General features: G+C 66.7%; 18 protein-coding genes. 10 read left to right on the top strand and 8 right to left on the bottom strand.

The window, feature by feature from the left end; translation table 11 throughout:
• The first annotated feature begins 21 nt into the window (after nt 1–21).
• A complete protein-coding gene (locus tag ACFYPC_RS20060) occupies nt 22–1,368 on the top strand; it encodes an MATE family efflux transporter (RefSeq protein ID WP_388677774.1) in 1,347 nt (448 codons plus the stop codon).
• A 144-nt stretch (nt 1,369–1,512) separates the two neighbouring features.
• On the opposite strand, the gene rplI is transcribed toward ACFYPC_RS20060, so the two are convergent.
• The 4 genes from rplI to rpsF all read right to left on the bottom strand — a co-directional run bounded on the left by rplI (nt 1,513) and on the right by rpsF (nt 3,238).
• Nucleotides 1,513–1,959 carry a 50S ribosomal protein L9 gene (gene rplI, locus ACFYPC_RS20065; RefSeq protein ID WP_266458477.1) on the bottom strand — a complete coding sequence of 149 codons (447 nt, stop codon included), beginning with the start codon at nt 1,957–1,959 and terminating at the stop codon, nt 1,513–1,515.
• Between the two features lie 18 nt (nt 1,960–1,977).
• The gene (gene rpsR / locus ACFYPC_RS20070; RefSeq protein WP_003949403.1) at nt 1,978–2,214 is read right to left on the bottom strand and encodes a 30S ribosomal protein S18; all 237 of its coding nucleotides are present in this window, start codon (nt 2,212–2,214) and stop codon (nt 1,978–1,980) included.
• 46 nt (nt 2,215–2,260) lie between these two features.
• Nucleotides 2,261–2,869: a single-stranded DNA-binding protein gene (locus tag ACFYPC_RS20075; RefSeq protein WP_388677777.1), complete on the bottom strand. Its 609-nt coding sequence runs from the start codon at nt 2,867–2,869 to the stop codon at nt 2,261–2,263.
• 78 nt (nt 2,870–2,947) lie between these two features.
• Nucleotides 2,948–3,238 (bottom strand): 30S ribosomal protein S6, encoded by a 291-nt coding sequence (gene rpsF, locus ACFYPC_RS20080; RefSeq protein ID WP_388677780.1) that lies wholly within the window; start codon nt 3,236–3,238, stop codon nt 2,948–2,950.
• 287 nt (nt 3,239–3,525) lie between these two features.
• Between rpsF and ACFYPC_RS20085 the strand changes: the two genes are divergently transcribed.
• The 3 genes from ACFYPC_RS20085 (at nt 3,526) to ACFYPC_RS20095 (ending at nt 6,289) form a co-directional block, all read left to right on the top strand.
• On the top strand, nt 3,526–3,840 hold the full coding sequence (locus ACFYPC_RS20085) for a hypothetical protein (protein ID WP_388677782.1): 315 nt from the start codon (nt 3,526–3,528) through the stop codon (nt 3,838–3,840).
• 167 nt (nt 3,841–4,007) lie between these two features.
• On the top strand, nt 4,008–5,129 hold the full coding sequence (gene femX, locus ACFYPC_RS20090) for a peptidoglycan bridge formation glycyltransferase FemX (RefSeq protein ID WP_385730600.1): 1,122 nt from the start codon (nt 4,008–4,010) through the stop codon (nt 5,127–5,129).
• A gap of 128 nt (nt 5,130–5,257) precedes the next feature.
• The gene (locus ACFYPC_RS20095) at nt 5,258–6,289 is read left to right on the top strand and encodes an alanine racemase (protein WP_388677786.1); all 1,032 of its coding nucleotides are present in this window, start codon (nt 5,258–5,260) and stop codon (nt 6,287–6,289) included.
• Nucleotides 6,290–6,379: 90 nt separating this feature from the next.
• Here the strand turns inward: ACFYPC_RS20095 and ACFYPC_RS20100 are convergent, their stop codons facing one another.
• From ACFYPC_RS20100 to ACFYPC_RS20110, 3 genes are all read right to left on the bottom strand, one after another.
• Nucleotides 6,380–7,885: a glycosyltransferase family 87 protein gene (locus ACFYPC_RS20100; protein ID WP_388677788.1), complete on the bottom strand. Its 1,506-nt coding sequence runs from the start codon at nt 7,883–7,885 to the stop codon at nt 6,380–6,382.
• A 102-nt stretch (nt 7,886–7,987) separates the two neighbouring features.
• Nucleotides 7,988–9,406: a group II intron reverse transcriptase/maturase gene (gene ltrA / locus ACFYPC_RS20105; protein WP_388677791.1), complete on the bottom strand. Its 1,419-nt coding sequence runs from the start codon at nt 9,404–9,406 to the stop codon at nt 7,988–7,990.
• A 513-nt stretch (nt 9,407–9,919) separates the two neighbouring features.
• Nucleotides 9,920–12,616 (bottom strand): transglycosylase domain-containing protein, encoded by a 2,697-nt coding sequence (locus ACFYPC_RS20110; protein ID WP_388677793.1) that lies wholly within the window; start codon nt 12,614–12,616, stop codon nt 9,920–9,922.
• 376 nt (nt 12,617–12,992) lie between these two features.
• On the opposite strand from ACFYPC_RS20110, the gene ACFYPC_RS20115 reads away from it, so the two are divergent.
• The 3 genes from ACFYPC_RS20115 (at nt 12,993) to ACFYPC_RS20125 (ending at nt 16,185) form a co-directional block, all read left to right on the top strand.
• Nucleotides 12,993–13,676, top strand: coding sequence for a PadR family transcriptional regulator (locus tag ACFYPC_RS20115; RefSeq protein WP_388677796.1), 684 nt, complete (start codon nt 12,993–12,995; stop codon nt 13,674–13,676).
• A 43-nt stretch (nt 13,677–13,719) separates the two neighbouring features.
• The gene (locus ACFYPC_RS20120; protein WP_388677799.1) at nt 13,720–14,802 is read left to right on the top strand and encodes an inositol-3-phosphate synthase; all 1,083 of its coding nucleotides are present in this window, start codon (nt 13,720–13,722) and stop codon (nt 14,800–14,802) included.
• Nucleotides 14,803–14,901: 99 nt separating this feature from the next.
• Entirely contained in the window at nt 14,902–16,185 is a 1,284-nt protein-coding gene (locus ACFYPC_RS20125) for an MFS transporter (RefSeq protein ID WP_388677801.1), read from the top strand.
• A gap of 84 nt (nt 16,186–16,269) precedes the next feature.
• On the opposite strand, the gene ACFYPC_RS20130 is transcribed toward ACFYPC_RS20125, so the two are convergent.
• Entirely contained in the window at nt 16,270–17,736 is a 1,467-nt protein-coding gene (locus ACFYPC_RS20130) for a CCA tRNA nucleotidyltransferase (RefSeq protein WP_388677804.1), read from the bottom strand.
• Between the two features lie 221 nt (nt 17,737–17,957).
• Here ACFYPC_RS20130 and ACFYPC_RS20135 point away from each other — a divergent pair, with 221 nt between their 5' ends.
• From ACFYPC_RS20135 to ACFYPC_RS20145, 3 genes are all read left to right on the top strand, one after another.
• Nucleotides 17,958–20,369 carry a DUF6049 family protein gene (locus ACFYPC_RS20135; RefSeq protein WP_388677806.1) on the top strand — a complete coding sequence of 804 codons (2,412 nt, stop codon included), beginning with the start codon at nt 17,958–17,960 and terminating at the stop codon, nt 20,367–20,369.
• Nucleotides 20,370–20,415: 46 nt separating this feature from the next.
• Entirely contained in the window at nt 20,416–22,680 is a 2,265-nt protein-coding gene (gene murJ, locus ACFYPC_RS20140; protein ID WP_388677809.1) for a murein biosynthesis integral membrane protein MurJ, read from the top strand.
• Nucleotides 22,681–22,795: 115 nt separating this feature from the next.
• A complete protein-coding gene (locus tag ACFYPC_RS20145) occupies nt 22,796–24,511 on the top strand; it encodes a serine/threonine protein kinase (protein WP_388677812.1) in 1,716 nt (571 codons plus the stop codon).
• Nucleotide 24,512: the final 1 nt, after the last annotated feature.

The raw sequence follows: 24,512 nt of genomic DNA on the forward strand, positions 1-24,512 counted from the left end.
TATTACCTGTGGAAGATTAGATTGGCACTCATGAGACAGGCTCCAGCGGCGCCCAAGGCCTTGCGCCGTCGCCACGACCGAGAGATCGCCGCGCTGGCACTTCCCGCCTTCGGCGCACTCGTCGCCGAGCCGCTCTTCCTCATGGCCGACACAGCGATCGTCGGCCACCTCGGCACCGCGCAATTGGCCGGCCTCGGCATTGCCTCCGCCCTCCTCATGACGGCTGTCGGTGTCTTCGTCTTCCTCGCTTATGCCACCACGGCCGCCGTCGCCCGCCGCGTCGGCGCGGGAGATCTGCGCGGTGCGATCCGCCAGGGCATGGACGGAATCTGGCTCGCCATGCTGATCGGCGCAGCCGTCATAGCCGTCGCCCTGCCCACGGCACCAGCCGTGATGGAACTCTTCGGCGCCTCGGACACGGCCGCCCCGTATGCCGTCACCTATCTGCGTATCTCGGCACTCGGTATCCCGGCCATGCTCGTCGTGCTAGCGGCCACCGGCGTCCTACGCGGACTGCAGGACACCAAAACCCCGCTGTACGTCGCCATCGCCGGCTTCATCGCCAATGCCGCCCTCAACGTCGGCCTCGTCTACGGTGCCGGTCTCGGCATCGCAGGTTCCGCCTGGGGCACCGTTATGGCCCAGTGCGGCATGGCCGGGGTCTATCTGCACGTCGTCATCCGCGGTGCCCGGAAGCACGGCGCCTCATTGCGACCGGATGGAGCTGGCATACGGGCCTGCGCCCAGGCCGGTGCGCCCCTGCTGGTTCGCACGCTGTCGCTACGAGCGATCCTTGTCATCGCCACGGCGGTCGCCGCACGTCTCGGCGACGCCGACATGGCGGCGCACCAGATCATCCTGTCACTGTGGAACCTGCTCGTCTTCGCACTCGACGCGATCGCCATCGCCGGGCAGGCCATCATCGGACGCTACCTCGGCGCGGGCGACGTCCAGGGCGCCCGGGAGGCCTGCCGACGCATGGTCCAGTGGGGAATCGCCACAGGAGTTGTGCTCGGCTTGCTGGTCGTCGCCGCTCGCCCCCTCTTCCTCCCTCTGTTCTCCAGCGACTCGGTCGTCCAGAATGCCGCGTTGCCCGCCCTACTATTGGTCGCCGTGTCGCAGCCAATCAGCGGGATTGTCTTCGTCCTGGACGGAGTCCTGATGGGTGCGGGGGACGGGCCGTATCTTGCCTGGGCGATGCTGCTCACCCTGCTGATCTTCGCTCCTGCAGCACTGCTCGTACCGGCACTCGGTGGCGGTCTCACCGCACTGTGGGGAGCGATGACGCTGATGATGACAGTCCGGATGATCACCCTGTGGCTGCGTTCCCGCTCGGGACGTTGGATCGTCACGGGCGCGACGCGCTGAGCGTTTCACGTGAAACGTCCGCTCTGTTTCACGTGAAACAAAGAAGAGCCGCGCCTTCGTGAAACCCAGTCGAACCGGCGAAGCATGACGAAGGGCCGCACCCAATCGGGTACGGCCCTTCTTCGGCTATGCCGAGCGCAGCGGTCAGGCCGCGACAACCTCGATGTTGACCTTGGCGGCAACCTCGGGGTGCAGACGCACGGACGTCGCGTGGGCGCCCAGGGTCTTGATAGGCGCGCCCAGCTCGATGCGGCGCTTGTCGACCTCGGGGCCACCGGAAGCCTTGATCGCCGAGGCGATGTCGGCCGGGGTGACGGAACCGAAGAGACGGCCGGCGTCGCCGGAGCGAACGGCCAGACGGACCTTCACGCCTTCGAGACGGGCCTTGATCTCATTGGCCTGCTCGATGGTCGCGATCTCGTGGATCTTGCGAGCACGACGAATCTGCTCGACGTCCTTCTCGCCACCCTTGGTCCAACGGATCGCGAAGTTCCGCGGGATCAGGTAGTTGCGAGCGTAACCGTCCTTGACGTCGACGACGTCGCCCGCGGCACCGAGGCCGGAGACCTCGTGGGTGAGGATGATCTTCATTTGTCAGTCACCCTTCCCTTATCGCGCGGTGGAGGTGTAGGGCAGCAGCGCCATCTCACGGCTGTTCTTGACAGCCGTGGCGACGTCACGCTGGTGCTGCGTGCAGTTGCCGGTCACGCGGCGGGCACGGATCTTGCCGCGGTCGGAAATGAACTTCCGCAGCATGTTCGTGTCCTTGTAGTCCACGTACGTGACCTTGTCCTTGCAGAAAGCGCAGACCTTCTTCTTAGGCTTGCGCACAGGCGGCTTCGCCATGGTGTTTCTCCTGTGTGATCAAGAAGTTGGGTACGAGCCCCGCCCCTTAGAAGGGGGGCTCGTCCGAGTAGCCGCCGCCAGAGCCGCCGGAGCCGCTCGATGCGCCGGGGCTTCCGCCCCAGCCACCGCCACCGCCGCCCTGGTTGCCACCGGCGGGAGCGCCGGTCGCCCAGGGGTCGTCTGCGGGGGCGCCGCCGCCCTGCTGACCGCCGCCGGAGCCTCCGCCCCAGCCACCGCCCTGCTGGCTGCCGCCGCCACCGCCGCCGCTGTATCCGCCCTGGCCGCCTCGGCCTGTGGTCTTGGTGACCTTGGCCGTGGCGCTCTTCAGGCTGGCGCCGACTTCCTCGACGTCCAGTTCGTAGACCGTGCGCTTGACGCCCTCACGGTCCTCGTAGGACCGCTGCTTCAGCCGGCCCTGCACAATGACGCGCATGCCTCGCTGGAGCGATTCGGCGACGTTCTCCGCCGCCTGACGCCAGACCGAGCAGGTCAGGAACAGGCTTTCGCCGTCCTTCCACTCATTGGTCTGACGGTCAAAGGTGCGGGGGGTGGACGCGACACGGAACTTCGCGACCGCCGCACCGGAAGGGGTGAAGCGCAGCTCGGGGTCGTCGACAAGATTGCCGACGACCGTGATGACGGTCTCGCCTGCCATGGGGGAACCTCTCGGCGGGTTTGCTGCTGGCTGCCTGGTGCTGCTACTCGATGCCCGAGATCAGCTGAGCTGGAGAGCTCAGTGGGTCTCGGGACGGAGGACCTTGGTCCGGAGGACCGACTCGTTCAGGTTCATCTGTCGGTCGAGCTCCTTGACGACCGCAGGCTCGGCCTGCAGGTCGATGACCGAGTAGATGCCCTCGGGCTTCTTCTTGATCTCGTAGGACAGACGACGACGGCCCCAGGTGTCGACCTTTTCGACCTTCCCGTTGCCCTCGCGGACGACGGAGAGGAAGTTCTCGAGCAGCGGAGAAACAGCGCGCTCTTCAAGATCGGGGTCGAGGATGACCATCACTTCGTAGTGACGCATGTGGAACCCACCTCCTTTGGACTCAGCGGCCACGGTCGTTCCGTGGCAGGAGGGTTGTGATGCGTACGCAACGGTATCGGCCGCCACTGACAATCGGGCTCCCCGAGCGGCGAACCGAACGGCGTTCCCTGTCGTGACCTGGCCTTGGCCTGGGCAGACACCGGTGCAGAGGGTACAGAGTACCTGCACATCGGCTTCCGGTTGAAATCCGACTGGGTTGAGCGTCAATCTGTACACATCGGGTGTGTATGGCGCTACGATGCGCCGCCTTCCGCAGGAGGTGCCTTATGGCACAGACATTGCGACCCCATACCGTCGGCTCCCTTCTGGCCACCGACCACAAGCCCCACCCGCTCCAGGACACGCTGGTCGGGCTGACCCTGGTGCTCGGCTTGACGGCCTTCGTCACGGCGCAGTTCCACAGTCTTCATCTGCTCAGTTCGTGGACAGGGCTGGTGGGCATCCTGACCGGGGCCGGCGGACAGTTCATCTCGGAGACGACACGGGAACGCTTCGGGCTGATCGTGGGTCTCGGTGCCGCGGGCGTCGGTTTCTTCCTGGGTATGGCACACGGCGGCCTGTTCGGCGGCGTCATCGGCTGACGGCCCGCCAGAAGGCCGAACAACACCTCAGGACGTCCTTGCTGCGTATCGGCCGGGGCGAAGGTTCCATACGGCCAGACGGGGCCCTCGCGGGGCGCAGTAGGCTTCGCCGCGAGAGCCGGAGCCCCTGTACCCATGGGGACACACCAGCCCGAGGAGCGCCCCGAATGAGCCTGACCCTGAGGACCATCAGCCGTGAGCAGCATCTGGCATACATCCAGAGTCTGCCCGCGGCCAGCCACATGCAGGTCCCGGCCTGGGCAGACGTCAAGGCGGAGTGGCGCTCCGAGAACCTCGGGTGGTTCGACGACAAGACCGGCGAGATCGTCGGGGCGGGGCTCGTGCTGTACCGCCAGCTGCCCAAGATCAAGCGCTATCTCGCCTACCTGCCCGAGGGTCCCGTCATCAATTGGTTCGCCCCGAACCTCGATGACTGGCTGCAGCCGATGCTCGCGCATCTCAAGCAGCAGGGCGCCTTCTCCGTGAAGATGGGCCCGCCGGTGATCATCCGGCGTTGGGAGGCCACTTCCATCAAGGGCGGCATCCAGAACCCGGACGTGAAGCGGCTGCGTGACATCGAGGCGGACTTCATCGAACCTCGCGCCTTCGAGGTCGCCGACAAACTGCGCCGCATGGGCTGGCAGCAGGGCGAGGACGGCGGCGCCGGCTTTGGCGACGTACAGCCGCGGTACGTCTTCCAGGTGCCGCTCGCCAACCGCTCCCTGGAAGAGGTCCACAAGAACTTCAACCAGCTGTGGCGCCGCAACATCAAGAAGGCCGAGAAGGCGGGCGTCGAGGTCGTCCAGGGCGGCTACCAGGACCTGGAGGAGTGGCAGCGGCTGTACGAAATCACCGCGATCCGCGACCACTTCCGGCCCCGCCCGTTGTCGTACTTCCAGCGCATGTGGACGGCCCTCAACACCGAGGACCCCAACCGCATGCGGCTCTACTTCGCCCAGCACGACGGCGTGAACCTGTCCGCGGCGACGATGCTGGTCGTCGGCGGACACGTCTGGTACTCGTACGGCGCCTCGGACAACATCGGGCGGGAGGTCCGGCCCTCGAACGCGATGCAGTGGCGCATGCTGCGCGACTCGTACGCGCTCGGGGCGACCGTCTACGACCTGCGCGGTATCTCCGACTCGCTGGACGAGACCGACCACCTCTTCGGCCTGATCCAGTTCAAGGTGGGCACTGGCGGTGAGGCCGCGGAGTATCTCGGCGAGTGGGACTTCCCGCTCAACAAGCTGCTCCACAAGGCGCTCGACATCTACATGTCTCGCCGCTGACCCGACCCCATCCGCGCGCCACGCCCTTGACCCCGACCGGTATTGCTGCGTCGGTCCGGCAAATCCGCCACACCTTCCGTTCATACCTCTGATACACCGCAGCCACGAGAAAGGTTCCGGGACCGGCCATGGCGCTCACGCTCTACGTCGACACCGCGCGCTGGCGGGCACACCACAAGCAGGTGTCCGAGCAGTTCCCGGGGCTCGTCCCCGTCTGTAAGGGCAACGGGTACGGCTTCGGCCACGAGCGCCTCGCTGATGAGGCCACCCGCCTGGGATCGGACGTCCTCGCCGTCGGCACCACGTACGAAGCCGCCCGGATCAAGGACTGGTTCGGCGGTGACCTGCTGGTTCTGACGCCTTTCAGGCGGGGCGAGGAGCCGGTTCCGCTGCCCGACCGTGTGATCCGCTCCGTGTCGTCCATCGACGGCGTGTACGGCCTTGTGGGCGCCCGCGTGGTCATCGAGGTGATGTCCTCGATGAAGCGCCACGGAGTGAGCGAGCAGGATCTGCCGCATCTGCACTCCGCCATAGAGAATGTCCGGCTGGAGGGCTTCGCCATCCATCTGCCGCTGGACCGCACCGACGGCTCGGACGCCGTCGAGGAGGTCATCGGCTGGATGGACCGCCTACGTGCTGCCCGTCTGCCGCTGCACACGATGTTCGTCAGCCACCTCAAGGCCGAGGAACTCTACCGTCTCCAGCAGCAGTTCCCGCAGACCCGCTTCCGCGCCCGCATCGGTACGCGGCTGTGGCTGGGGGACCATGAGGCGACCGAGTACCGCGGGGCCGTCCTGGACGTCACACGCGTCTCCAAGGGCGACCGGTTCGGCTACCGCCAGCAGAAGGCCGCCTCCGACGGATGGCTGGTGGTCGTCGCGGGCGGTACGTCGCACGGTGTGGGTCTGGAGGCCCCGAAGGCACTGCACGGCGTCATGCCGCGCGCCAAGGGCGTCGCCCGCGCCGGCCTCGCGACGGTCAACCGGAACCTTTCCCCGTTCGTCTGGGCGGGCAAGCAGCGCTGGTTCGCGGAGCCCCCGCACATGCAGGTCTCCATCCTCTTCGTGCCCTCCGACGCCACCGAACCGAAGGTCGGCGACGAACTCGTGGCCCATCTGCGGCACACCACCACCCAGTTCGACCGCGTCGTCGAACACTGACCCTCGGCAGACGACACGCTCAACGGACGTGAAAGGCCGTACACGAACACCGTGTACGGCCTTTCACATGGCTTCCTTCCCCCTGTTCGCTCAGGGCGAACGGTTCCCGACAGTCTCGCTCCCGCTGCCCCAGTCCACCTGCGGCCCGTCGAAGTGCGCGGCGTGGCGTGGCGGATGGGCGGCGGCCCCGAGCACGAAAACGTCCTGCGCACCGTCCAGCACCCCGCCCGACGGATCGTCGTCACCGGCGCGGCGCACCGTGTCCCGCTCGGGAAGGAAGATGTCGCGCACAACCACCGCACACAGGTACAGCGTCCCCAACAGGTGGACGGCAATGGCGACTTGATATCCCTCGGTCGGCAGACCCTTGTGAGCGTCGCCGCTGGTCGTGTAGGCGAGATACATCCAGATACCCAGGAAGTACGCGACCTCGCACGCCTGCCAGATCAGGAAGTCCCGCCAGCGCGGCCGGGCCAGCGCGGCGAGGGGGACCAGCCACAGCACGTACTGGGGCGAGTAGACCTTGTTGGTGAGGATGAAGGCCGCGACGATCAGGAAGGCGAGCTGAGCGAAGCGGGGGCGGCGTGGGGCGGTGAGGGTGATCGCGGCCAGGCCAAGGCAGACGAGCAGCATCATGATCAGCGCCCAGGTGTTCGCTGAGTCGGCGGTGATCGTGATCTTCAGCCAGTTCGAGAGGAACAGGAAGATCGAACCGAAGTCGACTCCCCGCTCCTGACTGAAGCTGTAGAACTTCGACCACCCCTCCGGCGCGAGGTACATCACCGGAAGGTTCACGACGAGCCAGGCTCCGACCGCGCCCAGCAGCGCGCTCCCGAACTCACGCCACTTTCCTGCTCGCCAGCACAGCAGGAAAAGCGGCCCGAGTACCAGGAACGGGTAGAACTTGGCGGCCGTGGCGAGCCCGATGAGCACACCGAACGCCAGCACACGGCCTCGGGACCACATGAGCATCGCAGCGGCCAGAAGGGCCACTGCGAGGAGATCCCAGTTGATGGTGGCCGTCAGCGCGAAAGCGGGCGCGAGAGCGACCAGGAGGCCGTCCCAGGGCCTGCGACGGTGGGTGCGTGCGGTGCATACGGCAATGACGGCCGCGCACACCATCAGCATCCCGGCGTTGACCATCCAGTAGATCTGCTCCTGGTCCTGGATGCTTCCGCTGCCCGGAGTGAGCCAGGACGCGACCTCCATGAACACGCCGGTCAACACCGGGTACTCGAGGTACTCCATGTCGCCGGGGAGCTTGTCGAAGTACGGCACAAGACCGTCGGCGAAGCCACGACCCTGGTAGAGGTGCGGGATGTCCGAATAACACGCGTGCGTGTACTGGGAGCTGGCCCCGAAGAACCAGGCGCCGTCGTAGCACGGCAGCTTCTGCACCATGCCAAGGGCGAATACGCCGATCGCGATGAGTGCGACAACCCTCACGGGAGTCCACCAGGACGTCCCGAGCAGGGCCCGTCGCCCGATGGGGCCGCCGATCAGCTCACTGCCGGTCGCGGCCACCTCGTCTTCCTTGGTCGGCCGTACCAGCTCTGGCTCGCGCACGCTCGGTCGCGTCGTCTCTGCACTGGGCATGGCGCACATCCTGCCGTACGCACCTGGGTAATCGAGTAGGAGGGCCGGGTCGCCCGGCCCTCCTCTCACACCACCGGACATGCGGGCCACGCATCCGGCGGTTCATCCAGCTGATCTCAACCGTTGCCAGGTCGGCTTGAGCGTGCGCAGGCCAAAGTCGTCCCAGTGGGTGTTGGGCAGTGCCTGGTTGAGGACGGCAGAACCCGCGATCCGCCAGTAGCCCTTGCTGGTGCCGCCCCACTCGCGGGACAGCCGCTCGTTGATCCCGAGCTTGCGCAGCATGTGCTGACGGGTCCTCGGCCTCTTCCATTCCTTCCACCGGATCTGCCGCATCCTGCGGTGCAGCCACTTGTCCAGCTCGCGGAACAGGTGTGAACCGTCCGCGAGCCGAAAGTAACCCATCCAGCCGGTGATGAAGCGGTTGATCTTCACGATCCGCTCGGGCATCGCGATGCTCCACCGGCGGGACGTCAGTTCCTTCAGCCGCTCCTTCAGGCGCTTGACCGCCTTCGGATCGACCCGGACACCGACCTTCCCGCCTCGGGCGAAGTAGAAGCCGAACCCCAGCAGCACCGCTTCGCGGGCGTGGGCGACCTTCGACTTGTCCCGGTTGACCTTCAGTTTCAGCCGCTGCTCGACCACAGCCGTGACCGAGTCGAGCACCCTGTGGGCGGCCCGCTTGCTTCGCACGAAGACGCGAACATCGTCGGCGTAACGCACGAACCGGTGACCACGCCTGAACAGTTCCCGGTCCAGGTCGTCGAGCATGATGTTCGACAAGACCGGCGACAGCGGGGACCCCTGCGGGGTCCCCTCTTCGCTCGGCATCTTGATGCCGTCCACCATGATCCCGGCTTCCAGGTACCTGCGGATCAGTTTCAGAACCCTGCGGTCAGTGACTTTCCGCGCGACCCGCGCCATCAGGACGTCATGCTGGACCCGGTCGAAGAACCGGTCCAGGTCAAGGTCCACGACCCACCGGTTGCCGTCCTCGACGGCCCGCCGCGCGACCCGGACCGCCTGGTGGGCGGACCGGCCGGGACGGAACCCGAAGGACGACCCCGAAAACTGCGGGTCGAAGATGGGCACAAGTACTTGCGCGATGGCCTGCTGGATCAGGCGGTCCAGCACCCGTGGCACCCCCAGCATCCGCTCGCCGCCACCAGGCTTCGGGATGATCACCTGACGGACCGGCGACGGCCGGTAGATGCCCGCATCGAGTTCGGCCCTCACCTCGGGCCAGTGCACCGCGATCCACGGCCGAAGCTCGACCGTGGTCATGCCGTCCACACCGGGAGCACCCCGGTTCACCTCGACACGGTTGAGCGCCGCGAGCAGGTTCTCCTTCGAGAGCATCAACTCCCACAGAGAGGGCTCCTGTTCGCGGTGAACGTCCTCCGTGAAACGCGCCGGCCGGTCACTGCGCTCCGCCAGGGCCTTCCCGGAATGCACCGGTCCCTCCCCGGTCGGCACCGCCGAAGCGGTATTACTGCGGTCCATGTGACCGGCACGAGCAGTCACCACATCACCCGTTCCACTCGATGTTCGGCCCTTCCCAACCGCCGTGCTCATCCCGGCTGGTACTACGACCTCTGCTGACTTCTGCCCAGTCAGCCCGCACCTTCCGGCACAAACCGTCGGCGCGGCGACACCTCAGCACAACCGACACCCGGACAGATCTCCCCAGGTAAGAACGATCACTGTCCCTGGATCCCCGCCGCGTTTACGCACTGGCCTTCTTGGTGGAGACGGGCATCACCTTCCATGGCAGGCTCACCCGACCAGCACGCCTCATACACGGTTCGTGTTCCTCGGTACCCAGGTCTCGCCTCGGGCTTCCTCCAGACCCCACCTCACGATGACGCCCTTGCCTCCGGCTCGGGGTTAGCACCACCTCTTCCCCCAGGGGACTTCCACCCCCAAGCAATCGCCCATGCTGGGCACACCACGACGAGAGCCGCCGCACCTGGTCGGTACGACGGCTCTCGTTTCACGTGAAACGGTGTGTTTCACGTGAAACACACACGGAGGCGGCTATCCGCTCGACCCTCCGAAGAGTCCTCCATTGGCGTTCCCGTTGCTCGTACTGTTGCTGGTCGACTCCGATGGTGTGGCGGACGCCCCTCCGTCCGCACCACCCGTATCGGTACCGCCGGTGTCTGTTCCACCGGTGTCGGAGCAGCCAAGGCCGAAGTTGCCGCAGGTCTCACTCGCCGAGGGCGAGGGAGAGGTCGTGGTGGGCTCCTCGCTGGGAGTCGGCGAGGAAGTCGGGGTCTCCACCACGCTCTCGGTGGGCGAGGGGGTCACGCTCGGACTCGGAGTGTCGTTCAGAACCGTTCCGATGTCCTTGGGCGTCGGGAAGTCCACCGCCTTCTCATCCTTGAGCGCCTGCTCCATGTAGTCATGCCAGATCTGGGCCGGGAACGAGGCACCGTGGATCTTCTCCTCGCCACCCGTGCCGTACATCTCCAGAAACTCGCGGTTCTTCTTGGTCTCGTCGTCGTCCATGCGATACATGCCGATCGCGGTCGACAGCTGCGGGGTGTACCCGACGAACCAGGCGGACTTGTTGCCGTCGGTGGTACCGGTCTTACCGGCCACGTCCCGGCCCTTCAGCTGGGCGGCAGTACCGGTTCCCTTGTCCACCACGGTCTTCAGGACGTCGGTGACATTGTCGGCGACATCCGGGGTGAAGGCTTGCTGCGCTGCGCCCTCATGCTGGAAGACGGCACCGTCCTGGTTGGTGACCTTCTCAACCGAGTACGGATCGTTCTGCTTTCCGCTGGCCGCGAAGGTGGCGTAGGCGCCGGCCATACGAATCGCACTCGGGGAGGACGTACCGAGTGAGAAGGACGGGTAATCCGCGCCCGCAAAGCTCGACTCCAGGATGCCTGCATCCGCCGCGGCCTCCTTGACCTTGTCCAGGCCGACGTCCATACCCAACTGGACGTACGCGGAGTTGACTGACTCGCGCATCGCCTCGCGGAGGTCGATCTGGTAGCTGGGAGCGTTGTACGACTCACCGCCGTCGTTCGTCTGCAGCCACTCCTTGCCTTCCTTGTCCGTCCAGATGGTGCCGTCGTAGTCCTGGATCTTGAGCTTGTTCTTGCCGCTGTACAGACTCTTCGGGGAGACCTTGGTGCGCTCGTCCTGAGGCTGGACCGATTCACCGTCGGGATCCTTCACACCCCACGACATGGCTGCCGCCAGCACGAACGGCTTGAACGTCGAACCGACCTGGGCACCAGTCGCGTCGGCGTTGTCCGTGAAGTGCTTGGTCGCGTCCTCGCCGCCGTAGATGGCCTTGATGGCGCCTGTGGCCGGGTCCACCGAAGCGCCGCCGAACTGGACGTAGGTGTCCGTCTCCGGGCGCTTCTTCTCGTCGATGTTCTCGTCCTGGACCTTCTTCACGGAGGCTGCGAGCGCGTCGACCTTCTCCTTGTCGAAGGTCGTATGGATCTCGTAGCCGCCCTGCTGAAGCTGCTCCTGAGTGATCCCGGTCTTGTTGTTGATGAGGTACGAATTGGCCAGGTCGACGAGGTAGCCGATCTGCCCGCTCAGCTGGGCGTTCGACCGCGGACTCTGAGGCTCAGGGAACTTCGTGTACTTGCTGCGCTCCGCTGCGGTCAGGTGCCCGTCCTTGACCTCTTCGTCGAGAATCCAATCCCACCGATACTCGGCGCGCTCACGGTTGGCCTCGGGCGTGGCGGCCGGGTCGATCGACACGGCACCCGCGGGGTCGTAGTACGTGGCGCCCTTGAGCATCGCCGCCAAGAATGCGCACTCGCTCGCGTCCAGGTCCGTGGCGTCCTTGTCGAAGTAGGCGTGCGCCGCCGCCTGGATCCCGTAGGCGTTGCGCCCGTAGTACGCGGAGTTCAGGTAGCCGGCCATGATGTCTTCCTTGGTCATGACGGCACCGACCTTTACCGAGACGAACAACTCCTTGAACTTCCGGGAGATCGTCTGCGACTGGTCTTCCAGCATCGCGTTCTTCACGAACTGCTGGGTAATCGTGGAGCCACCCTGCGTCTGGCCGCCCTTGGCCATGTTGTAGAAGGCTCGGGCGATACCCATGGGGTCGACACCGCTGTCGGTCTCGAACGTCTTGTTCTCAGCCGACATCACCGCGAACCGCATCTCCTTGGGGATCTGCGCGTAGCTGATGATCTGGCGGTTCGTCTCACCGCCTGTGGCGACCATCTGGCTGCCGTCGGCCCAGTAGTAGACGTTGTTCTGTGCCTCGGCGGTCTTGGCTACGTCCGGGACACCCACCAGGGCGTACGCAACACCCGCCACGGCCACCAGGCTGCCGAAGAAGCCGATGAACAGCCCCGTGACGAGCTTCCAGGACGGAACCCAGCGCGCCGCGCCGTACTTGTTCGCACGGGGATAGTCGATGATGCGCTTCTTGGCAGGCTCGGATCCACGGCCACGACCGCGACCGGGCCCGGTCGGACCCCCGCGGCGGCCGCCGCCTCCGGGGCCACCGTGCCCGGCACCGTCGGCTCCTCTGCGCCGGCCGCCGCCACTTCTCTGCGCGGCACGACGTGCCTCGGCACGGCCACCGTACGAGCGCTCCTCTTCACCCCCCGACCCATAGGAGTCGGAAGGAGACTCGGTGGCGCCACGCGGTGCCGCGCGGCGGCCGGAGGTCGAGCCGGACTGGCCGCGTCGGGCCGCGGCACGTCCGCCTTCCTGCGACTGCGGCAGTTTGCGACGGTGCTCGCTCATCGAACGATTACTCCTCGGGCAGGCGCACCCATGCACGCCTGGAAACGGCAGCGGCTGGTTTCCGGTCCCCCCGAAGTACGGATGCGGCCGTCATCGCATTCATCCGTACTGCACCGAGGACGGTGACGTCCTCAGACGTCACTTGGTTCCCCGTGGTGTGCATGCCCCACAGACTACGCACCGTCAAAACCTGCCGAGGGCCGAAGTTCACCCCAAATCAGGCAAGTTGCTTCGTATGAATCAGTGATGTGACGCCGTTCACCGTGACCCCTCTTGCCGCATCCGAGTGGCCGTTCTATCGTGTCGATGTATCGAGTCGATACATCAGCTCGGCATAAAGACTGAGCCGGGGCGACAGCGACAGGGAGGAGGCGACGTGAGCCGGCGTTCCGGGATCCTCGAGTTCGCCGTCCTCGGCCTGCTCCGCGAGTCTCCTATGCACGGCTATGAGCTGCGCAAACGACTCAACACATCACTGGGTGTGTTCCGCGCCTTCAGTTACGGAACGCTCTACCCCTGCCTCAAGACGCTGGTCGCCAACGGCTGGTTGATCGAGGAGCCGGGGGCCACACCCGAAGACGCCCTCGCCGCTCCACTCGCAGGGCGTCGCGCCAAGATCGTCTATCGATTGACGGCGGAAGGTAAGGAACACTTCGAGGAGCTGCTCTCCCAGACGGGCCCCGACGCATACGAGGACGAGCACTTCGCCGCTCGCTTCGCCTTCTTCGGGCAGACGTCACGCGACGTACGCATGCGCGTACTGGAGGGCCGCCGCAGCCGCCTCGAGGAACGCTTGGAGAAAATGAGCGCCTCTCTGACGCGCACTCGGGAGCGCCTCGACGACTACACGCTTGAGCTCCAGCGCCACGGAATGGAGTCCGTGGAGCGCGAAGTGCGCTGGCTGAACGAGCTCATCGAGAGCGAGCGAGCGGGACGGGACGTCAAGGGTTCCGCCTCCGAAGGCTCCGCTCAGCAGGACAGCACATCTGGCGAGGCGGGCGGCCTGCCCCGGCACCGGGACAGCTCCCGGCCGGATCCGTCCGACGACACCACCACGTGAGGCCCGTTCGGGGTTTCACCAGTACATACAGGGAGCAATCGGAATGGGTTCGGTTCGCGTAGCCATTGTCGGCGTGGGCAACTGCGCCGCCTCGCTGGTACAGGGCGTCGAGTACTACAAGGACGCCGACCCGGCGGCCAAGGTGCCCGGCCTGATGCACGTCCGGTTCGGCGAGTACCACGTCGGTGACGTCGAGTTCGTCGCCGCCTTCGACGTCGACGCGAAGAAGGTCGGCCTCGACCTCTCCGACGCCATCGGTGCCAGCGAGAACAACACCATCAAGATCTGCGACGTCCCGAACAAGGGCGTCACGGTCCAGCGCGGCCATACCCTCGACGGTCTCGGCAAGTACTACCGCCAGACCATCGAGGAGTCCGACGAGGCTCCGGTCGACATCGTCCAGATCCTCAAGGACAAGCAGGTCGACGTCCTCATCTGCTACCTCCCCGTCGGCTCCGAGGACGCGGCGAAGTTCTACGCCCAATGCGCCATCGACGCCAAGGTCGCCTTCGTCAACGCCCTCCCGGTCTTCATCGCCGGCACCAAGGAGTGGGCGGACAAGTTCACCGAGGCCGGCGTCCCGATCGTCGGCGACGACATCAAGTCGCAGGTCGGCGCGACCATCACGCACCGCGTGATGGCGAAGCTGTTCGAGGACCGCGGTGTCCGTCTTGAGCGCACCATGCAGCTCAACGTCGGCGGCAACATGGACTTCAAGAACATGCTGGAGCGTGACCGTCTCGAGTCCAAGAAGATCTCGAAGACGCAGGCCGTCACCTCGCAGATCCCGGACCGCGACCTGGGTGAGAAGAACGTTCACATCGGTCCGTCGGACTACGTGCAGTGGCTGGACGACCGCAAGTGGGCGTACGTGCGTCTCGAAGGCCGTGCCTTCGGCGACGTCCCGCTGAGCCTGGAGTACAAGCTCGAGGTCTGGGACTCCCCGAACTCCGCGGGCGTCATCATCGACGCACTGCGCGCCGCGAAGATCGCCAAGGACCGCGGCATCGGCGGCCCCATCCTCTCCGCGTCGAGCTACTTCATGAAGTCCCCGCCGGTCCAGTACTTCGACGACGAGGCCTACGCCAACGTCGAGAAGTTCATCAAGGGCGAGGTCGAGCGCTAGCAAGACCAGAGGTGCGCGCCAAAGCTCATCTTTTCGAAGGCTCTTGAGGGTCCCCAGGCATCCCGCCCGGGGACCCTCCTCGTATGTGAGGCTGTGCCCATGGCTGTCGTACGTGATCTGCGCGTACTCCTGCGCTTCCAGGGCTTCAGGCGCCTGCTCGGCGTACGGCTGCTGTCCCAGGGCGCCGACGGGGTCTACCAGGTCGCGCTCGCCACGTACGTCGTCTTCTCACCGGAGAAGCAGACTTCAGCAGGCTCTATCGCCTCCGCCATGGCCGTTCTGCTGCTCCCGTACTCCCTCGTCGGCCCCTTCGCCGGCGTCCTGCTGGACCGCTGGCGACGCCGCCAGGTCTTCCTGTACGGCAACCTCCTGCGGGCGGCGCTGGCGTGCGTGACGGCCGCCCTGATGCTGAGCGATGCCCCGGACTGGCTCTTCTACGTCTCCGCTCTGTGCGTCACGGCGGTCAATCGCTTCGTCCTCTCCGGCCTTTCGGCCGCGCTGCCCCGGGTCGTCGACTCCGACCGGCTGGTCATGGCCAACTCTCTGTCGCCCACCGCCGGGACACTCGCCGCGACCACGGGCGCCGGGCTCGCGTTCGTCGTACGGCTGGTCACCTCGGACTCCGACGCGGCGGTCGTCCTAGTCGGGGCAGCCCTGTACCTGTGCTCAGCCCTCGCCTCCCTGCGCCTCGCCCCGGAACTGCTGGGCCCCGACCAGCAGTTGGTGCCCACAAGACTGTCCACGGCGCTCACCGGCACCGCTCGGGGCCTCGCGGCGGGCGTGCGCCATCTGGCCGAGCCCGCACGACGTGAGGCGGCCTGGGCGCTCATGGCGATGACGGTGATGCGCTTCTGCTACGGCGCCCTGACCGTCATGGTGCTGATGCTGTGCCGGTACGCCTGGACATCCGGCTCGGACGAAGACGGGCTCGCACTGCTGGGGCTGGCCTTGGGTATCTCCGGGGCGGGGTTCTTCGTCGCGGCCGTGGTGACGCCCTGGGCGGCGGGGCGGCTGGGCCCCGGCGGCTGGATCGTCGCGTGCGCCGGCGCCGCCTCCGTCCTGGAACCCGCGCTCGGTCTACCGTTCGCCGCCGCTCCCATGCTGGCCGCCGCCTTCATACTGGGGCTGATCACACAGGGAGCGAAAATCGCGACGGACACGATTGTGCAGTCCTCGGTCGACGACGCCTTCCGCGGCCGGATCTTCTCCGTCTACGACGTCCTGTTCAACGTCGCCTTCGTCGGCGCGGCCGCAGTGGCCGCGTTGGTACTGCCTTCAGATGGTCGTTCGGTCACTCTCGTCATCACTGTGGCCGCGTTTTACGCGGCGGCGGCTACTGCCTTGGCGCGCTTCAGGGCACGTCGGGTAGCACCTCAGTCCTGAGGGGCAATGTTTCACGTGAAACATTGCCCCCTCCGTAACGCACGAGCCATGTTTCACGTGAAACATGCCTCGCCTCCAGGAGCCTCAGCCTTGCGCGGCCCACCACTCCTTGAGTGCCGACACAGCTGCGCCATGCTCCATCGGGCCGTTCTCCAGCCGAAGCTCCAGCAGGAACTTGTATGCCTGACCAATGGCCGGTCCGGGGCCGATACCAAGGATGCCCATGATCTCGTTGCCGTCGAGGTCGGGACGGATCGAGTCCAGCTCCTCCTGCTCCTGAAGCTGGGCAACGCGTTCCTCCAAACCGTCGTACGCCCGGGAGAGCGCGGTCGCCTTCCGCTTGTTCCGCGTGGTGCAGTCGGAGCGGGTCAGCTTGTGGAGCCGCTCCAGAAGGGGGCCCGCGTCGCGCACGTAGCGACGAACGGCTGAGTCCGTCCACTCTCCGGTGCCGTATCCGTGAAAGCGCAGGTGGAGTTCGACCAGACGCGAGACGTCTTTCACGAGGTCATTCGAGTACTTGAGTGCCGTCATCCGCTTCTTGGTCATTTTCGCGCCCACCATCTCGTGGTGGTGGAAGGAGACCCGCCCATCCGGCTCGAAGCGGCGCGTCCTCGGCTTACCGATGTCATGCAGCAGCGCGGCGAGCCGAAGAGTCAGATCGGGACCGTCCTCCTCCAGCTCAATCGCCTGCTCCAGGACGATCAAGGTGTGCTCGTAGACGTCCTTGTGCCGATGGTGCTCGTCGCGCTCCAGGCGAAGCGCGGGAACCTCCGGAAGCACATGGTCGGCGAGCCCGGTGTCGACGAGCAACGCCAGACCCTTGCGCGGGTGCGCGGAAAGGATCAGCTTGTTCAACTCGTCCCGTACCCGCTCGGCGGAGACGATTTCGATGCGCCCGGCCATGTCCGTCATTGCGGCCACCACCTCGGGCGCCACCTCGAAGTCCAGCTGCGCGGCGAACCGTGCCGCCCTCATCATCCGCAGTGGATCGTCGGAGAAGGACGCCTCAGGGGTACCCGGAGTCCGCAGGATGCGCCCCGACAGGTCATCCAGACCGCCGTGCGGGTCGATGAACTCCTTCTCCGGCAGCGCGACGGCCATCGCGTTCACGGTGAAGTCCCGCCGCACGAGGTCTTCCTCGATGGAGTCACCGAAAGACACCTCGGGCTTCCGGGAGGTCCGGTCGTACGCCTCGGAACGGTACGTCGTGATCTCAATCTGGAACGACTGCTGCACATCACCCACGCGGGCGTCCTTCTGCGCGCCGACGGTGCCGAAGGCGATCCCGACCTCCCACAGGGCGTCCGCCCAGGGCCGCACGATCTTCAGTACGTCCTCGGGTCGGGCGTCCGTCGTGAAGTCCAGGTCGTTGCCGAGTCGGCCAAGGAGCGCGTCCCGGACCGAGCCGCCGACCAGAGCGAGTGAGAACCCGGACTCCTTGAACAGGCGGGCGAGGTCGTCGGCGACAGGGGACACCCGTAGCAGTTCAGTCACCGCGCGGCGCTGCACCTGGCTCAGGGCACTGGGGTTGTCTTCGTTGGCATTCGGCACAACAGAAAAGGGTACGTGGCCGAGGCCCTAACGGGCGCCTCCATAAAACACGCACACCCGTCCCCTCTTACAGGGGCATTGATACGCACACATACAGGACACTCGGCCCGGTCTACCGATCTTGTGGAGGAGTCCGCGGCACTTCCCCTCAACGCACATCGTTACCATGCGTGGACGCACATTCCGACGACCACTGACGATGACGAGGGACGGGCGAGCGCGTGGCCGAGGCGGCAGACTTCCAGGGGATGACTCCCTCACCTGCCCGCCGGTGGCTCCGGCGCAGCGGCGCACTTCTCGCCGCTGCGCCCCTGCTGACCGGGCTGCTCCAGCTGCCCCTGGGCACGTCCGCGTATGCCGCCGAGAAGACCGCTGTGGCCGATGCCACCGGGTCCAACACTGTCGCCGTCTCCCTCGACTCGCTCAGTCCCAGCGCCCCCACGACCGGCGACACCGTTACCGTCTCCGGCACGGTCACCAACAATGGCAAGCAGGCGGTCACGGACGCCCACGTGGGCGTCCGCGTGGGTCCGTCGCTCAACAGCCTCTCCGCCATCGACAGTGCCGCTAAGCGGACCGGGTTCACTTCGGGACTTGATCCCTCGGAGATCGGCGGCTCGTACGTCGCGGAGTTCTCCGAACTCGCCGCCGGCATCTCGCAGCCCTTCAGTATTTCGGTGCCCGTCGACGAGCTGGACCTCAGCGCCGACGGTGTCTACCAGCTCGGCGTCTCCCTCACAGGCCGGACTGCCGCCCAGCCGTGGGACCAGATCCTCGGCATCCAGCGGACGTTCCTGCCCTGGCAGCCTGACGCGGCTGACACGAGGACGAAGACGACGTACCTCTGGCCACTGATCTCCACAGTCCACCTCACGGCGGAGACCGGCTCGGACGCGCAACAGACACCCGTCTTCGAGAACGACGACCTGGCTGCGGAGATCTCCCCGGGCGGCCGCCTGGACCAGCTGGTGTCCTTGGGCAGCGACCTGGACGTCACCTGGGTGCTCGACCCGGACCTGCTGGCCTCCGTCGACGCCATGACGCGCAGCTACCAGATCCAGGACGGCGACACGACGACGGCCGGCAAGAACCAGGCGATCGCCAAGCAGTGGCTCGCCAAGCTGGAGACGACGGTCAAGGACAAGGAAGTCGTCGCCCTCCCCTTCGCCGACCCCGATCTCGCCTCGCTGGCGCACAACGGCACGAGCGTCACCGGCTCCCTGAGCCACCTCAAAGACGCGACAGACGTAGCCGCCAGCACGGTGGACACGGTCCTCCACGTCACGCCGAACACAGACTTCGCCTGGCCCGCGGACGGCGCCCTCGACCCGTCGATCGTCAAGGTCGCCACTTCCGCGGGTGCCGACACGGTGATCGCCCGCAGCGACAGCCTGCGCGAGACGGGCGGACTGTCGTACACGCCGAGCGCCGCCCGCCCCATCGGCGGCGGGACGACCGCAGTGGTTGCGGATGCCCGGCTGTCGACCGATTTCCAGGGCGACATGACCAAGGCCGACAACTCCACCCTCGCCGTGCAGGAGTTCCTCGCCCAGAGTCTGACGATCAACCTGCAGGAGCCGCAGAAGCAGCGCAGCATCGTGATCGCCCCACAGCGCATGCCCTCCGCGAGTCAGGCCCAGACGATGGCAGAGGCATTGACGGCGCTGCAGGACGGGAACTGGTCGCAGTCCCAGGGCCTGTCCGCAGCCGCCCAGGCCAAGCCGGACCCGGGTGCCACCACGAAGGTGCCAGCCGAGTCCGCATATCCCTCCGTACTGCGCAAGCAGGAGCTGCCGCAGTCGGCCTTCGAGTGGATCCGGGACACGCAGACCAGCCTCGACAACTTCAAGGTCATCCTCACCGACCAGTCACGCGTGGTCACTCCGTTCGGGCGGGCCATGGACCGGGGGATGTCCACGTCCTGGCGCGGCCGAGCCGCTCCGGCGGCGGCCTTCCGCACGAGCGTTTCGTCGTACCTCAAGGACCTCACCGGCCTCGTGAAGCTGATCGAGAAGTCCGACGCGCAACTCTCGGGTCGCAGCGCCACGATCCCCGTGACCGTACAGAACAACCTTGTGCAGGGCGTCGACCATCTGGTCCTGCGCCTCACCTCGCAGCAGCCCACCCGCCTCAAGATCGGTGACGGCCCTTACGACGAGCAGCCGATCGCGGTCGCGGGTGAGCACAGCCAGTCGGTGAAGTTCACCACCTCGACCAAGGCCAACGGCCCTGTGAAAGTGGTCGCCCAGCTGTACACGGAGGACGGCCAGGCATACGGCGCCCCCGTCACCTTCGAGGTGAAGGTCACCGAGATCACCTCCACGGTGATGCTGGTCATCGGTGGTGGCTTCTTGCTGCTCGTACTCGCCGGATACCGGATGTACACGCAGCGCAAGCGCGCGGCAGCCCGGCAGGCCGAGGACGACGCTCGCGAAGGCGAGAGCGCGAGCGAAGACGGCGAGAGCACCGTGGACGCTGAGGACAGCGCCGCCGAGGACTCCCAGGACCGCCCCGTAGGGGAGTCCGACATGGAGACCGGGGCAGGCGACCCGGAGCACCCGAGTGACCTGCCACCGGACACCGCACCGGAAAGCACCGGCCCGTCCGGGACGGGTGAGAGAGTGGACCGTTGAGCGATGTCGTGGCCGGTGGGCCCGGGGACGATGAGGTGGGGTAACCATGAACGCGCCGTACGACGGTGACCGTGGTCAGGGCGCGGGCAGCTCCGGCTACCCCGAGGGCTACCCGGACCAGGGCGCCGGGAACTCCGGCTATCCCGAGGGCTATCCCGAGGGCCCGCCCTCCCAGCCCGGGCAGACGCCGCAGGGGCCTCCCGCGGACGTGTACTTCCAGGACGCATACGCCCAGGACCCTTACCGAGCGCAGGACCTCTCCGCCCAGGACCCGGTGACCGAGGCGCTCTACGACCGCGCCTCGCACCCCCCGCCGCCCCCTGGTACTTACCACCCGCAGCCTCCGCTGTACGCGCAGCCGCCCACATCGCAGCACGCACCGGACCCGCGCATCTGGGCCCAGACGCCCCCGCCGGAGCCCGCAGGCCCGACCCGGCACCTTCCGTACGGCGACGACGCGCGCACCACCCAGTTCGTGGGCGTCGACGACCTGGTCACCCAGGCCGGCGAGGAGCAGCACGAGCCCGACGCCTTCGCCCACCTCTTCCGCGACCAGGGACAGGGACCCGACCGTCCCTACACCGGTCAGACCGGCGTACCGTCGCCGACCCCCGAGCCGGCTCCGGCCGCCGCGCAGCCATCGCCGCCCACGGCCGCGGCTGCTCCGAAGAAAACGGGGGGGCGTGCGTCGGGGCTGCTGAAGTCGAGCGCCGTGATGGCGGCGGGCACGATGGTGTCCCGCCTCACCGGCTTCATCCGTTCCGCACTGATCGTCTCCGCACTGGGCCTCGGCATCCTGGGTGACTCATTCCAGGTCTCCTACCAGCTGCCGACGATGATCTACATCCTGACCGTCGGAGGCGGGCTCAACTCGGTCTTCGTGCCGCAGCTGGTGCGCGCGATGAAGGATGACGAGGACGGCGGCGAAGCCTTCGCCAACCGCCTGCTGACCCTCGTCATGGTGGCCCTCGGCGCGCTCACCGTTCTGGCGATGTTCGCCGCGCCACTCCTGGTCCGCATGCTGTCGGTACCGGTCGCCAGCAACCCTGAGGCCAACGACGTCGCCGTCACCTTCACCCGCTACTTCCTGCCCTCGATCTTCTTCATGGGCATCCACGTGGTGATGGGGCAGATCCTCAACGCCCGCGGGAAGTTCGGCGCCATGATGTGGACCCCGGTACTGAACAACGTCGTCATCATCGTGACGCTCGGAATGTTCATCTGGGTGTATGGCAGCGCGGCGAACTCCGGCATGACGGTCAACAACATCCCGCCGGAGGGCCAGCGACTCCTCGGCGTCGGCATCCTCCTCGGCCTGGTCGTACAAGCCCTCGCAATGATTCCGTATCTGCGCGAAACCGGCTTCAAGCTACGGCTGCGGTTCGACTGGAAGGGCCACGGCCTAGGCAAGGCCGCGGTGCTCGCCAAGTGGACGGTGCTCTTCGTCCTCGCCAACCAGGCGGGCGCAATGGTCGTCACCCAGTTGTCCACCGCCGCAAGCAAGGACGCCGACTCCATCGACGGCGTCGGTATCGCTGCCTACGCCAACGCCCAGCTCATCTGGGGCCTGCCGCAGGCGATCATCACCGTCTCGTTGATGGCAGCCCTGCTGCCGCGCATCTCCCGCTCGGCCCACGAGGGCGACGCCGGCGCTGTCCGAGACGACATTTCCCAGGGCCTTCGCACCACCGCCGTCGCCATCGTGCCCATCGCCTTCGGCTTCGTCTCACTCGGCATCCCGATGTGCACGTTGATCTTCGGTTCCTCAGGAACCAGCGCGGCCACGAACATGGGTTACATGCTGATGGCCTTCGGTCTCGGCCTGATCCCGTACTCGGTGCAGTACGTCGTCCTACGCGCCTTCTACGCGTACGAAGACACGCGGACTCCCTTCTACAACACGGTTATCGTGGCGTCGGTCAACGCCGGCGCCTCGGCGCTCTGCTTCTTCGTACTTCCCGCCCGCTGGGCCGTGGTCGGCATGGCCGCTTCGTACGGGCTCGCCTTTGCGATCGGCGTCGGCGTCGCCTGGAGTCGGCTGCGCAAGCGACTGGGCGGTGACCTGGACGGCACTCGGGTCCTGCGGACGTACGCCCGGCTCGGCATCGCGTCGCTGCCGGCCGCTCTGCTCAGCGGGGCGGCCTGCTACGGGATCGGCCACACTCTGGGACAGGGCGTCGGCGGCTCGTTCGCCGCCCTGATCGGAGGCGGCGTCGTACTCCTCGGCGTCTTCTACGTCGCAGCGCGCAAGATGCGCATCGAAGAGCTCAACTCACTGGTCGGAATGGTCCGCGGGCGCCTGGGGCGCTGAGGCGGGGGTACGCGCGCAACCATCGTTCGCCGCCGCGTGTCGTGCATAGCGGCGGACTGTGGGCACAATTGGTTTCTGCGTCGGAGCACGCAAGGATGGGGAGGCGGGAACGACGGTGGCGGAACGGAGCACGGCTGCCGTCGACGTGGCAGACAACAGCGGTGACGAGCCGCTGACCGCCAAGGCGGACCAGTCCACGGCCGACGGAGTGGCCCAGAAGCGGGAGCGGGACACGGAGAGCGAAGAGGCACAGGGGAGCGGCGGGACCGAGCGTCCCGGAAAGGCCTCACCGCCCGAACTTCACAGCGGTCACAAGCTCGCCAGACGCTACCGCCTCGAAGAGTGCGTCACCCGTCTGGACGGTTTCAGCAGTTGGCGTGCGGTGGACGAGAAACTCCGCCGTGCCGTCGGTGTGCATCTCCTGCCCGCCGACCATCCGCGGGCCCGTTCCGTGCTGGCGGCGGCCCGCTCTTCCGCCCTGCTGGGAGATCCCCGCTTCGTCCAAGTCCTGGACGCGGTCGAGGAGAACGACCTCGTCTATGTGGTGCACGAGTGGCTTCCGGACGCCACGGAGCTCACAACGCTCCTGGCCTCGGGCCCGCTGGAGGTGCACGACGCCTACCAGATGGTCAGTCAGGTCTCCCAGGCCATGGCCGCCGCGCACCGTGAGGGCCTGGCACACCTGCGGCTTACCCCAGGCGCCGTGCTGCGCACCTCGTCAGGCCAGTGGCGTATCCGCGGGCTCGCGGTCAACGCCGCACTGCGCGGCATCACGTCGGACACCCCGCAGCGCACCGACACGGAGGCGATCGGCGCGCTCCTGTACGCCGCGCTGACACAACGCTGGCCGTACGACAACGACGCGTACGGTCTGGCCGGGCTGCCCAAGGACATCGGTCTCATCGCTCCCGACCAGGTACGGGCAGGCGTTCATCGTGGCCTGTCCGAGCTCACCATGCGCGCGCTTGCCAACGACGGCGCGACCGCGTCCCGCCACGAAACTCCGTGCACCACGCCGGAGGAGCTGGTGAAGGCGGTCAGCGAGATGCCCCGCATCCGCCCGCCGGAGCCCGCGTTCACCGCCCCGCCGGAGTATCAGCGCACGTCGTACCAGCAGGGCACATATGGCCGTCCGGCGCCGCGCCCTGGCGTGACGCAGCCCCTGCCTGCCCCGCCGTCCCCGCTACAGAGCCGCACCGGCAAGGCCCTCAAGTGGGCCGTGTCGGCTCTGCTCATCGCCGCACTGGGCCTCGGCAGTTGGCAGCTCGCGGACGCGCTCATGGAACAGAGCAAGTCCGACGACACCAACCAGACGCAGACGACGGACGGCGACGACAAGTCGAGCGACAAGGCCAAGCCGGTCACCCCGATCACGATCAAGGGTGCGCAGGAGTACGTCGCCAGTGGCGAAGCACAGGCCGCTGGAGATGTCGGCAACACGTACGACGGCGACAGTTCCACCTACTGGCGCACCAAGAAATACAACGCCGGCCCCAAGCTGGCGCCGTACAAGCCCGGCGTAGGGATCGTCTACGAGCTCGGCGCGGACACAGAACTCTCGGCAGCCTCGATAGGGCTTCGCTACTCGGGGGACCACACGACGATCCATCTGTACGCCACGGACTCGTTGTCCCCCTCGACTTCAGTCGACAGAATGAAGGAAATCGGTTCTGTCACCACGAGCGGCACAACCGCGAAGGTGACGGCAACGAAATCCCTCAAGACGCAGTACGTGCTGCTGTGGATCACGGACGTTCCGAACGCACCCGCCGACGGATACAGCGGCGCCGGCTACAAGCAAGCCATCACGGACGTGAAGTTCACCGGCTGAC

This window comes from Streptomyces sp. NPDC005808 (genome assembly GCF_042871385.1).
Lineage (GTDB): Bacteria > Actinomycetota > Actinomycetes > Streptomycetales > Streptomycetaceae > Streptomyces.